The organism is Nitrospira sp. (assembly GCA_024760545.1).
In the GTDB taxonomy this organism is placed as follows: domain Bacteria; phylum Nitrospirota; class Nitrospiria; order Nitrospirales; family Nitrospiraceae; genus Nitrospira_D.
In genome coordinates, this window is record CP060501.1 from 1,056,308 (window position 1) to 1,069,587 (window position 13,280).

The window sequence follows — 13,280 nt, forward strand, 5'->3', positions numbered from 1 at the left end:
CCGTGTCACAGAGTAGGCAACCCTCCCATCCTTCTTCACAGGAAGATTCAGCAGGTGCTGTTCCTCCATCGTCTTCACCGCTTCTTCGATCGCGGTCCATGATGTCTTCCTTGGTCACTATCCCACCCCGCCCGTATCAACCGAGCACGATGCGAATCTGGTGCTCGCCGTCGACGACGAGCAGGATGTTCGTATTGTCTGTCGACGCTTTGCCATCCAGTTCAGTCAGCGCCACGCCGCGGCTCACATGACGTGGATTTTCCAATGTGATGTTGTAAACCGCCGAATGATACCGGAAACGAATCGAGTACCCCGGCCAGTGACGTGGAATACAAGGATCGATGGAGAGCATGGCACCGCGCAAGCGGAAACCCAGCATCCATTCCATACCGGCCCGGTAGAGCCAACCCGCTGATCCGCTGTACCAAGTCCATCCCCCGCGCCCAATGTGCGGCGGCTCGGCGTACACGTCACCGGCTACCACGTAGGGCTCGACTTTGTAGCGCTGGACGTTCGCTCGCGAAGAAATTCGATGAACAGGATTTAACATGCGGAACAACTCGCCGGCCTTGTCCCCGTCACCCAGGGCTGCGAATGCCAGCACGGTCCAAACGGATGCATGGGTGTATTGGCCGCCGTTTTCTCGAATGCCCGGGACATAGCCCTTGATATAGCCGGGATCCTTCGGCATTCGGTCGAACGGTGGTGCCAAAAGACGGATCAGCCCGTCCCGCCGATTCACCAGATGCCGTTCCACCGCGGCCATGGCACGTGCCGCGCGGCCTGGGTCTGCCGCGCCACTGATCACTCCCCAGGACTGGACAATCGAATCGATGCGGCATTCTGGATCTCCCGCGGAACCGAGCGGCGTCCCATCATCGAAGTACGCGCGGCGGTACCATTCTCCGTCCCAACCGTCCCGCTCGATCGCGGCTTTCAATGCACTGACGTGCAAACGCCACGTTTCAGCACGACCATGCTCACCGCGTTGGGCCGCCACCTTGGCGAACTCCCAGAGCACGGTATGGAGAAACCAACCCAGCCAGACGCTTTCCCCTTTGCCCAGTTGGCCGACTCGGTTCATCCCGTCATTCCAATCTCCGGTGCCCATGAGCGGAAGGCCGTGACAACCGACGACAAGGCTTCGGTCCAGCGCGCGCGCGCAATGTTCGAAGAGAGTGGCGCACATCTGGGACACTCGCGGCTCAAAATAGGATTCATGTTGTCCATCCACTAACACAGGTCCTTCGAGAAATGGCACCATTTCGTCCAGCACGGTCATATCGCCGGTGACTTCAAGAAACTGGATCACCGCGTACGGCAACCAGAGCAGATCGTCGGAAATGCGGGTTCGCACGCCGCGTCCGGACGGAGGATGCCACCAATGCTGGACGTCACCCTCGAGAAACTGCCGCCCTGCCGCTCGTAGCAGATGCTCGCGTGTGATATCGCGATCCGCCACGCTAAGGGCCATGACGTCCTGGAGTTGATCGCGAAACCCGTACGCCCCGCTCAACTGATAGAACGCCGCTCGTGCCCAGACGCGGCACACCAGCGTCTGATAGAGCACCCAGCGATTCAACAAGACATCCATGGCGCGCTCCGGCGTACGGACCTGTACAACACCCAGCACGTCGTCCCATCGGCGAGTGACCTCACGGAGGAGCGCGTCGACGTCCGCCCCACGGTAGCGATGAAGCAGGAGACGCGCCTGCTCTCTCTCCGCTGTCTGACCAAGAAACCAGATAACCTCCGCTTGTTCGCCTGCCTCCAACTCGATCGACAGTTGAAGAGTCCCACAAGCGTCGAGACCCGCCCCGACCCTACCGGATAATTCACCTCCCTTTTCCAATGCCAGGGGACGGTCAAAAGTCCCATTACGGCCGAGGAATTCCGTGCGGTCGCCGGTCCACGAGGTGTGTTTTCCGGCAAGATCGGAGAAGGCGATGCGACCAGCGAACTCGCCGCCTAACATACTGCGTGCGAAGAGGGCGCCGGTCTCCGGATCGATCTCGGTGATGATGTACGGCGCGGAGTCACTGCGGGAGTTCCCAAGTACCCATTCAGCATAGGCCATGACAGAAAGGCGACGCGAGCGGCCGGACGCATTCTGCAGGGAAAGGCGAGAGATCTTGATCGGATCTTCAGGGGGCACAAATTGCAGCAATTCGAGTAGGACGCCGTGTGAACCATGGTGGAAACGGCTATAACCCTGCCCGTGACAGGCGACATAGGGTGCCGGGTCATCACGAATCGGCAGGGCCGTGGGACTCCAAATCTCCTTCGAGTCGTCATCGCGAAGATAGAGCACCTCTCCCGACGGATCGGTTACAGGATCATTCGACCAGGGTGTCAATTGATTCTCGCGGCTGTTCAGCGACCATGTAAACCCGGAGCCTGATTCCGACACGAGGAAGCCGAACGACGGGTTCGCGATGACGTTGATCCAGGGTCGTGGCGTTCGCAGCCCTTCGCCGAGAATCGTGACGTATTCGCGCCCATCATCTGCGAAGCCGCCCAAGCCGTTGAAGAATTCGAGTTCTCGTTCAGGCAACGGCACGTCCAGACGTCTGCCGGCACGCCGCGTGGGCAGGTTCAACGGCGCCACACTGTGCCTGCGCTGTAACCGTGTAATCTGCTCCGCCAAGGTGCCGCGCCAGCCGAGTAGGACGACCCGAGCAAGCTGCTGCAGCAGGATCCGATCTTGTGCGGAGACCAGGTCGGTCCGCAGAAGATAAATACCACCTCGCGCCCCACCGGTATCCGGGCAGAGACGCAATTGACTGCCCCGCACCAGCCCTTCCAGCACGCCTTGCAGCCCCTGCTCATACGACGTGGCCTTCTCGTTCAGAATGATCACATCGGTCGATAATTGCCTCATCCGCCAGTATTCATGTGCCCGGAGCAACTGCCGGACAATGTCGATGTCATCCGTTTTGTCGATGCAGGCCAACACGATGGGCAGATCGCCTGAAATCCCATGCGCCCACAGCACCGCACGGTCCACCGTACCCTCGCTCAGCACCTCGGAGGACGGCCGCATCGACACATCAGCATACAAGACGGCGTTGGCCAGTCGTTGGAACAACTGCGCTTCATCGGCCCCGATACCGAGGTGATGTAGTTGTACCCGCGATTGCGTCCAAGCCAGCGAGAGGGCACGCTCAAAGACTCTCGGATCGCTGTACTTGTCCGCTAACTCCAACACCTGATCTCTGGCGGGGCCGATGATGGTCGAAAACACCACGCGCACGGTCTCACCTGGGGGCACGCGCACCGTGCGGCGCAAGCTCATCACCGGATCAAGCACAGACCCGACGGTATTCGAAAGCGGCCGCCCTCCAATCACCGAGACCGCCGTGCGCACATGGTGACCGCGGCCGAGAAACCGGGCGCGATCCGTTTCATACTGCAGATCCCCGATGCTCTCACCTTCGACCACAACCACCTGGGCCGCCCACACCGTCGCTTCTTCGTCCGATCGTCGGCGACGAGTAGCAAGCAACACGCCGTAGTCAGGCACAAATTCCGTTTGCACGAACAGATTTGCAAAAGCCGGATGAGCGACATCGGCGGCTTGTGAAACCAGAGACAGTTCGGCATAGGAGGTGACTTGCAGCTCGCGCGCACTGGCGCCCATATTGGTCACGGAGATGCGCCGCATTTCGGCATCATCCTCGGAGGACACCACAACCTCACACGTCGTACTCCAATCGCCATCCCGGCGGATGATCTCGGCTCGTTCTTCTGAAAAGGACGCTTCATAGGCGTCGGCCTCGGCACCACTGGGCTGATACCCGGCCGACCATACAGACCCGGTCACCATGTCGCGCAGAAAAATATGAGAACCCCAGCAGTCCCGCGTCGCATCTTCTCGCCAGCGTGTCACCGCAATATCTTGCCATCTGCTATAACCCGACCCTGCCGTGGTCAGCATAACCGCATACCGCCCGTTGGACAGCAGATGCGTCCGAGGTGTTGCCTCATGCGGCGAGGTAAATCGCCGCGCGACTGGCGGTATGAGGTCGCGGACCTGCGCCGCCGCAGCGACTTCCTCCGCGCGCGGCCGCGTCACCGGCACGTCGCGCGGTGTCCGTTCCTGGAGCAAGAGTTCAGTAGCTCGCACGATCGGCTCGGCATGAAACCGGCTCCTCATCACTCCGTTGTTCAAGACATTTGCGATCGAGACCAACGACATGCCCTGATGATGCGACATATAGGCCCGCACGATGGCCACGTCTTTTCCTTCGGGTACCCGTGTCCCAGTGTAATCCAGCGCTTCATAGAACCCGTAGGTTCCCCTCCCTCCCGCCTCGGCGAGGCGCGCGAAACCTTGCGTGGCTTCCATGGGATCGATCATCGCCGCGAGTGCCGTGGCATAGGGCGCGATGACCACATCCTCACTGAGGCCTCGCTTGAGCCCCAGACCCGGCACGCCAAAGCTGGAATACTGGTACGTCAGATCGAGATCGCGTGCATTATAAGCCGACTCCGACACACCCCAGGGCACGCCGCGCTCTCTCCCGTACTGAATCTGCCGATGAACGATCAGCTCATACGTCCGGCACAGCAAGCTGCCTGCCGGGAAACGCATCACCAACGCCGGCATGAGGTACTCAAAGATGGAGCCCGACCAGGACACAAGCGCCGAACCGTCTCCCACGGGCGTCAGAGCACGGCCCAAGTGGAACCAATGCGATGACGGCACGTCGCCCTTGGCGATAGCGATAAAGCTCGACAGTCTGGCCTCCGACGCCAGCAAGTCGTAGCAACTGGGGTCCAGGCTGTTTTCCGGCACGCGATAGCCAATGGACAACAGTTTGCGTATCGGATCGAAGAGAAATGTGAAATCCATGGCGTGAACCATGTGCTCCACGTTCTGTGCGATCGCCATAAGACGACGAGTCAAGACCGTGATATCCGCAACCGATTGCTGGATGGCATCAGCCAACAGGGTGATTCTTGCCAAGGTGGCCTGATCCTGTATGGGGCCACTGCGCACGTGTTCCCGCAAGTGCTCGAGCGCACGGAGTGCATCCGCAAACCGTTCAGGAGCAGCCGCCAGCGTAGGCATGGGATGGAAGAACGGCGCGATAACCGCCCATTCCGGCGATGGCTCAGACGGATGGTTGAACAGAGCCGCCCGGTCTTTCGCACTGAAGCGGACCCATGGAAGGAACAGCTCCACATCACGGAGATGACTATCCACGCATGCCCGGACCGCATCGGCCCAGGCACGCAACTCTCCATCGGGCTCATCACTGCGCTCCTGTCCCAGTGTCTGAGCCATATCGGAAACCGTATGAGACAAGGCGTTGAGCCTGCCGAACCTGGCCGTCCAGCCGGCGGCATCGACCGGCCTCGATAACAGCTCCATGGCCAGTACGTCGACGGCTTGGCTCAACTGCTTCTTGGTCACCGTATGAGTTTGTCGCTGATCTGAAACCTCCTCCAGCGCACCGCGTAACAATTGGATGGCATCGTCAATTCCGGCAAACAAATCGCCTTCGATGGAAGATTGCTGAATCAGCTCGCGACATCCGTTTCCCAATACCAACAAATGTCCCGCGAGGTTTCCGCTGTCGACGGAGGACACGTACTTGGGATCCAGCGGTTGAAGAGTACGTGTGTCGTACCAATTGTAGAAATGCCCACGAAATAGCTCGAGACGGCTCATGGTCGCCAGCGTGGCTTCCAGCCGTTTGGTGGCGTCGAGGGTGCCCAGCCATCCTAGGTCACGGGCGACCAGAGTTGAGAGCAGATAGAGCCCAATATTGGTCGGCGACGTACGATGGGCGACGACGGGTTTCGGATCTTCCTGAAAGTTATCAGGCGGCAGCGCATGGTCCTCGGGAGACACGAACGTTTCGAAGAACCGCCAGGTCCGGCGTGCGATCGATCGAAGCGTCCGCGCATCCGCGGGAGAAATCGGTTCTGCCCTCGTGAGTCGAGGCGGCAGGCTGACCCAGCGAGCCACGGCAGGAGCTGATATCCAGAGCAGAACGAACGGAGCCGCGGCAGCCCAGGACTCAGAGCGGCCCAACACGGCCACCCCGCCAGCCGCCACGACGGCGAGCATCACACCGCCCGCCATACGACGATACATTCCCGTCAAGTTGCACGTGTAGGCACCTTCGGCTTGAGCCGCAGTCACCCACTCCAACATCCGAGCGTGCGTGAAGACGAGCCGACCGAGCGTGCGAACAATCGCATCCGTCATGAGCCATGCCTGATGCGCGAGGAAGGTGACGGTCAATGCGATCTGTCTCGCGGCCAACGCTAGGTCGATATTTGCTCCACGGAAATGGGTGCGCAAGGCAATCCCGGATCGGCGCGGATAGAGTCCGAGCACGAAGGACAACAGCGAGGGAATCGCGATGGTGGTCAGAATGAACCCGGCCCAGACCCAGGCAGATGTTTCCGGCAGCATCCATCCGACCATCAGGGTCAGAAACGCCGCGGGAGCCGACAGGGTACGGCGGAGGTTGTCGAGGATCTTCCAACGGCCGATGGTGGGAATCACCACCGCGCGATGCGGTTCAGACCCGGTATGCCCTCGCCCAAACAGCCAGGGCAACAGCTGCCAATCGCCACGCGCCCATCGATGCTGTCTGGCTGCTGCCGCTTCATAGTGGTCAGGAAACGCTTCGAACAGCTCGATGTCGGTCGCCAGCGCTGCGCGCGCGAACAATCCTTCAAAAAGATCGTGACTGAGCATCGCGTTGTCCGGCACCTTGCCCGCCAGCGCCGCCTCGAATGCGTCGATCTCGTAAATGCCTTTGCCTGTGTAGGAGCCTTCCTGAAACAAATCCTGGTAGACATCAGACACGGCCGACGCGTAGGGATCGATCCCACTGGGTCCGGAAAACGTCTGTTGATAATACGACCCTGCGCCGCTGCCCGGGAGCGACGGTGTAATCCGCGGCTGCACAACCCCGTACCCTTCTACAACGCGTCCAGCGAAACGGTCGAACCGTGGCCGGTTCAGAGGGTGAGCCATGGTACCGATCAACCGGTGCGCGGCTCCATGAGGCAGCCGTGTATCCGCATCCAGTGTGATGACGAACCGGACCGACGGAATCGCCTCAGGGAACTGCCCGTTGACGGACATGAAGGTCGTGCTCGTCGAACCGCGTAGCCATTGATTCAACTCATGCAGTTTGCCTCGTTTCCGTTCCCATCCCATCCATACCTGCTCGGACTCGTTCCAAACTCGCCTGCGGTGAAACAGGGCAAAACGCGATCCGCCCCCGGCTGCGGCTCCATACCGCTTGTTCAGATGCGCGATCCCCTCCACCGCTCTTGCCAGCAGTTCGGCGTCCCCTGAAATACTTTCGCTTGGAGCGTCTCTCCAGTCTGAGAGCAGCGCGAAACGCAGGTCATCATCCGCATTCGCCAGATAATGCACTTCCAATCGCTCAACCAGCTCATCGATACTGTTCCGGCTCGTCAGCAACGTGGGGACCACCACCATTGTGCGCAATTCTTTGGGAATGCCATTCCGCAATGCCATCCGGGGCAATGACCGCGGCCCGAGGATGGCCATCACGGCACGATTGATAAGCGCCATGGCGAGGTCCGAGGCCGGCACGAGCGCAATGAGACCGAGACACACCAGGCCTGCGACGGTCACACCCGCTTCGGCGGCATGCCACAGCGGGAAGGCCAGAACCATGGCGGTCATCGCTGCGAGCGACCCCAGATAGCCAGGTGCAGACGCCTGGACATACCAGCGGAGGAGGCGTCGCTTCCAGGACACCCGGTAACCGAGTTCGCGTTCAAATGCCCGGCGGCCCTGAGAGATAAGGTAATAGCCGGGATCCGTGTGCCGATCTCGTTCCGGCTGCTCACTCGTGTGCGGCTCAACCCCAGCCAGCCTGGCTCGGTCCACGACCCGCGTGGTCACCTCGAGCTCTGAGAGACCCGTGCCGCGCGAGAGATCTTCGATCGCATGGCGGTACGTGTCCCGCGTGACAAAGTCCATCTCGGCATAGCGGGAGTCGCATCGCAGAATCTGATCGACGAGGCTGACCGCCTCGACAAATTCAGCCCAATTGAATTCAGACGTCAATCGCATGCTCGTAATAATGTTGCGAACCGTGACGCTCATGGCCGCCTGTTGCAGATGCTCGTCGTGCACCATGTCATCGGCGGTCGAGCCCTGCGCCGCCAGACGTTCGTCGAGCCACAGCAACACGGGACGTACCTTCGGGTCCAGGTCACGGAGCCGTTGAACAAGCTGCACGGCAAACGCCGTGTCCAACGGGCTGTGCTCAAATCGGCGTAATGCCTTGGCCGGTGACTCCAGAACCGACGCGCCGCTCCCCAACAAGCTATCCGCCAGTTCATCAGCTTCCAGCCGGGCCTCTCGGCTATGGACGATCCGCTCGGCCAGCCTTCGAAGATTCTCCACCAACACGACACGCAGCGAGATTGCCACAGCCCACAATTCACCGATCGTCAACGGTTGCACCCGTTGATAGGCTGTCACAAAGCGCCGGAGCATGTCAGGGTCGAAACGACTGTCGGTGTGGGCGACGAATGCCCAGGCAACGCCAAATACCCGTGGATGATCCTGCAAATGCCCTGATGTTAGTTTCGGCAATTGCCGGTAATAGCCGGGAGGCAAATCGTCGATGATTTCGCGAAGTTGTTCGTCGACAATATGGAAATTATCGACGAACCACTCAGCCGCGGGAGTAATGGCCTTCTCATCGCGAATCGTACGGGCGATACTCTGGTAAGACTTCACCAAGACTCGTCCATTCGCGAGGACTCGTGGCGTCAGTAACCGGCCCACCCGTGCCTCATCGGTAACGACCTGTGCCGCCGCTAGACTCGCAGCATGCTGTTCGAGCCGTTCGATCCCGAAGAGCTCGGCGCGAATCGGTTCTTCCAGCTCGGCACTCTTGGCAACAGGTGAAAAAATCGTATTCATGAGTTTCCTGCCTCACCCAGAGTCGTCAGGCTGAATCAGCTGCCGAAGCACACCTGCAGCCGAACAATGAGATCATCAAGTGCGGCAACGAGAAGGCTCGATCGGATTAGGAAGTACGGGTGAGACCGCCTTCGATCCATTTCGCATTGTGAGAATAGAATTGTCCGTTACACAAGAACCCGCCGAAGCCCTCTGCCAGCAGGTCACGCTTACGGATTTCAGCCGTTAGGCAGGCTCTGCGCACAGAAGCATTTCGACGCGACGATTCATTTTCCGCCCTTTTTGGGTCTCATTGCTCGCGATAATTGCGTTCTGCCAATCCATTCTGTTGTTATCCGAGACACGTCCCGTCTGAGTCGCGCGTTTGGAGAGGGCTCACACCTCGATAGGCGTGCTGGAACGGTCATAGGCCAAGGCGCTGTCTCCATGCCCTGAACACTCGGACTTCTTGCTCTCCTCTCTCTTTCACGATCAGCCTAGAGCGTCCGGAGCGCCTGCATTAGATAGACCACCGTTGTAAACCATGCACTGATCGAGCCGCCTATGCCTCCCAGAGGTTCCTTCCGCACCACCATTCAGCTATGACACAATGATTTCGACACGACGGTTCTTGGCGCGTCCCTCTGCCGTGTCGTTGCTGGCGACCGGGTGACTGTCCCCGTGGCCTGCTGCTGATACCTGGCTGCTGACACCCCCGTCCCGCAGCGCCTGTGCGGCACTGTCGGCCCGCGCGTTTGACAGCTCCTGGTTGGACGGATATTTCTTTTTCAACCCGTTCCGGACTGGAATGTTGTCAGTGTAGCCCGCCACATGCACTTGTTTTTCCGGGAAGTCTCTGAGGACGACGCCTACTCGATGCAAGACATCAGCCCCTTCGCCCTTCAGCTGGTCTTGCCCGGAATCGAACAGTAGACCGGACGCCAAACTGATCGTCAGGGCACTGCCGGATTGGTGAACCAACACCGTGCCCTTGGAAATTTCCGGTTGCAGCGCCCTTAAGAGGTCTTTCTCGGCCTTGGCTTGTTTGGGCGGCTCCACGGCCCTGGATCGGATTGCCGCGAGTTCACGATCATGATCGGCGAGCTGACGTTGCGCGGCCCCCAGCTCGTCAGCCAGCCGTTGACGCTCTCGCTCTAGCACCGCGAGGCGGTCGGCAGTGTTGTCTGGTACAATCGCGAGTACCGGCTTGGATGGACATTGCCCGCTCCGCTCATAGCCGTACCAACCCTCACTCGTACATACAGCCGGTTGTTTGATATATGAAGAACAGCCTGCGAAAGTGACCAGGCTGGTTACCAGGATGGTGGTTTTTAGTATCTGCATGATGATCTCCTCCTTCTGAATATCGCGGTTTGCATCCAGTGCGTCTCCCCCATCTCCCGCATCATGTGAAACATCTCTCATGACCAAGGCGGCGCTTAGTGGCGGTCTTTCAGCAGGTTGCCAAGTGTGAGAACGCTCTCCGGCCTTCTTTCTTAGCTTGGCTCGTCAGTGCGGCTCGCGTACCTCCGCAGTCGGTAGGCCATTCCCCGCGCGTCTTGGAAGCCTTGTATCTCTGCGGCTTCCCTGAGCTCCCCCCGCGAACCCGATGCGTTACACCGCTGTTGCTCATTGAGGACTCGCTCAACATCCTCCGCTCGAATGAAACCATGTACACAATGCCGGAGCCGAAAGAATGGCCACACTTTCGTGTGAGTCCCATCACATGAGACGACACAGCTTTGGTCCTTATCCCGGCAGAGGCGCTGTACGATCAGAGCGGACCAACACAAGCGCTCGCTCCCATCAAGACTTTTCAGTTGCCGACTGTCCCATCCGACCGATCAGGGTCAGAATAACCAGGACCAGGAGTAGGAAGCCCAGCCCGCCGCTGGGGAGATATCCCCAGTTACCGCTGTGGGACCAGATCGGAAGTACGCCAAGAAACAACACTCCTAATATGCCGATAAGAATAATACTCATCTTGATTCTCCTTTTGTTCGCACGCTCGCCACACAGTCCACCATTTGGTAGCCATGCATTCTGCGGTCACACCTTCTTGTCACCCGACAATCGCTCACGCTCCCTATGCATGGCCGTACGACCGGCTTCGGCAGCCTCAGTGAGGACCGCCCGCTTGTCTTTGATGAACTCGCGGCCCTTATCCAGCGCCTGATCCACAACCTCGGTGGCTTTGTCGGCCAGATCATGGATATTCTCCTCGGCTCGTCGCACATACCCTCTCAACTGCTCCTGCGATTTACGGCCGGACTGTGGGGCCAGCAACAACGCCGCCGCAGCTCCCAGCAACCCTCCGGTCACAAAAGCCAATCCCACCGCTCCTAATGAACACCCTCTGTTATCCGTCATTGATCCTTCCTCATCTTCCATTGAGCATCCCTCCTTCTCGGTGAATATGTGCCTTGACGACGGCCGTCATAGGGTGTCTCGGCTTTCATGTCGACCTGTACATGTCCTCCCTAAACTCCTCCCTCTTAGCCGAGTATGACGAGAAGCGTTGGAGCAGTCCGGTCAATATCGCTCAGTACGCAAGAGCCGAAGCGCGTACCGTTACTTGCAAAAGAATCTTACGTCTACCCAAGGAGGCTCCAATGGTAGCCATTCCAAAACTCGCCGTTGTCCTGTCGTGTGGATTGTTGCTGTGTCTCGGGCTGGCCAACACGGCGCAGGCAAAGCATTCGCCTTCGTCATCAGACGTTATGAAAACTGACTCTCAATCCGACTCCGGGCTAGGCTTTCAATCTGATGATGACAGGCAAAAGCCCGCGGACCATAAGAAGGGCATTAACCGCGTAGAGGACTCCAAGAAGATCACGGGTGAACTGTTCCGTATCAAAGACGGGAACTATTTCATCAAGGTGGAGGAGGGCAGAACAATACGTTTGCATACCGATAAAACAACCCAGATGATTGGGAAAATCATGAAGAGTGACCGTATTGAGGCAATGGTGAACGATCAGAATCACGCGCTGTCCATTCGCTCGGTGCGAAAAACCGATGCTGGGCATGATAATAAACAGGGCCGCGATTCGGTCGGTTCAAAGAACTGATGCCGGGCATGGAAGTGAAGCCGGCCGACTGACGCCACGCTTGAATCAGGTAACAGTGGCTCAAAGAGGCACTATTAATGGGTGGGGCGCTGTAGTCCTGCAGCCACTCGACAGGCGAGAGGGATCATCGAGGATAAAGCGCACGGCCTTCCTCTTCAGAGAACACACCTTTCTGGATGAGTAACTGAATGAGCTTGTCGGTAGGGGTCGTGGTTGGAGTCGGCGACACATTCTCCTTCGTTTTCGCCGGAACGGGCGACCGTTTCGTACCATACACACGAAAAACCGGAGTGAACACGATGAGATAGTCCTTGTTGCGAATGCGCACGGTAGCAGGACTACTTTCGGTGTAGGGGGGTAGGTTTGGACCGGATCCTCGGGGGATGCGAAAGTAAGGTTTGTCGCCGTCTGCTTCGCCGTCCTGTCCCAGAACCTCCATGCGTGTCAGATTTGATTGGCTCGTGCCCGCCATCCATTCGTCGCCACCGATATTGGTGATCTTGTCAAGAACGACGATAAGCGACTCTCCCACCAAAGGATCAGACGACAAGTTCTTCACACTCACATCGTACAGATACTCGCTATTGAAGTTGTCGCGGCCTTTGAGAGTGACCACGACCTGAGCCGCTTTGTCGGTCAAGTCAACAAGTTGGTCCAATACTCCGGCCAGGACGTGGGGAGGAAAGACCGCACTCGCCACCAGACACAGAAGCGCCCCCCGTACTCCGAACCTCCGATGTGAAACACAACGCGAGAACGGTTCAGACGGATGTCTTGTCCGAGCCTGCGAACACACATTCACATTATTTGCCACCATACGGCCCACTTTCTGCCATGCTCGGTTTCACGTTCCGGCGATTCAGGAATACTTTCTGCGACGCACGAGCGAATGTAGAACACCTGGTCAGGACGACGGTATGGTAGTGGCCCCCATCTCTCCGATGATGCCGGGATGCCTTATGCCGGCGGTTCAGGCGACCCGCCGATGTCTCATCGGCTCGCGCGGCGCGTGAGCAGAAAGCGCGAGGCGCGGGCTCACGGACTGAGCGCAGATCGAACACAGATTCGGCCCTAGAGTTCTTGAAACCACAGGCACGCTCACAGATGCCGAGCCACATTTAGAACAGCAAACGGGCTCCATCTGGTCACAGTATTGATACGACCGGGCGACTCGACAGGTCATGATACCACCTCCTCAGCTGAGAAAGACGGCGACTGCATATACATCTGACAGCATGCCAAAATGCCCGATGCCTGTCTGGTCACAATGGATCAGCGAGGAAGAGATTTGC

At 58.7% G+C, this 13,280-nt stretch carries 6 protein-coding genes; 1 reads left to right on the forward strand and 5 read right to left on the reverse strand.

Going from position 1 to position 13,280, the window contains the following annotated elements:
• Positions 1–136: 136 nt before the first annotated feature.
• The 4 genes from H8K03_05095 to H8K03_05110 all read right to left on the reverse strand — a co-directional run bounded on the left by H8K03_05095 (position 137) and on the right by H8K03_05110 (position 11,287).
• Positions 137–8,938 (reverse strand): hypothetical protein, encoded by an 8,802-nt coding sequence (locus H8K03_05095; protein ID UVT21293.1) that lies wholly within the window; start codon positions 8,936–8,938, stop codon positions 137–139.
• A 579-nt stretch (positions 8,939–9,517) separates the two neighbouring features.
• Positions 9,518–10,261, reverse strand: coding sequence for an OmpA family protein (locus tag H8K03_05100; protein ID UVT21294.1), 744 nt, complete (start codon positions 10,259–10,261; stop codon positions 9,518–9,520).
• Between the two features lie 462 nt (positions 10,262–10,723).
• Positions 10,724–10,900 carry a DUF3309 domain-containing protein gene (locus tag H8K03_05105; GenBank protein ID UVT21295.1) on the reverse strand — a complete coding sequence of 59 codons (177 nt, stop codon included), beginning with the start codon at positions 10,898–10,900 and terminating at the stop codon, positions 10,724–10,726.
• Positions 10,901–10,966: 66 nt separating this feature from the next.
• Positions 10,967–11,287 (reverse strand): YtxH domain-containing protein, encoded by a 321-nt coding sequence (locus H8K03_05110; protein UVT21296.1) that lies wholly within the window; start codon positions 11,285–11,287, stop codon positions 10,967–10,969.
• Positions 11,288–11,529: 242 nt separating this feature from the next.
• On the opposite strand from H8K03_05110, the gene H8K03_05115 reads away from it, so the two are divergent.
• Positions 11,530–11,988, forward strand: a complete 459-nt coding sequence (locus H8K03_05115) for a hypothetical protein (protein ID UVT21297.1) — start codon at positions 11,530–11,532, stop codon at positions 11,986–11,988.
• Positions 11,989–12,112: 124 nt separating this feature from the next.
• On the opposite strand, the gene H8K03_05120 is transcribed toward H8K03_05115, so the two are convergent.
• Entirely contained in the window at positions 12,113–12,688 is a 576-nt protein-coding gene (locus H8K03_05120; GenBank protein ID UVT21298.1) for a hypothetical protein, read from the reverse strand.
• Between the last annotated feature and the right edge of the window lie 592 nt (positions 12,689–13,280).

What these genes read in the sequence shown, in the direction of transcription:
- H8K03_05100 (UVT21294.1), bottom strand. Translation starts at nt 10,261, where the DNA reads ATGCAGATACTAAAAACCACCATCCTGGTAACCAGCCTGGTCACTTTC.
- H8K03_05110 (UVT21296.1), bottom strand. Translation starts at nt 11,287, where the DNA reads ATGACGGATAACAGAGGGTGTTCATTAGGAGCGGTGGGATTGGCTTTT.
- H8K03_05095 (UVT21293.1), bottom strand. Translation starts at nt 8,938, where the DNA reads ATGAATACGATTTTTTCACCTGTTGCCAAGAGTGCCGAGCTGGAAGAA.
- H8K03_05105 (UVT21295.1), bottom strand. Translation starts at nt 10,900, where the DNA reads ATGAGTATTATTCTTATCGGCATATTAGGAGTGTTGTTTCTTGGCGTA.
- H8K03_05115 (UVT21297.1), top strand. Translation starts at nt 11,530, where the DNA reads ATGGTAGCCATTCCAAAACTCGCCGTTGTCCTGTCGTGTGGATTGTTG.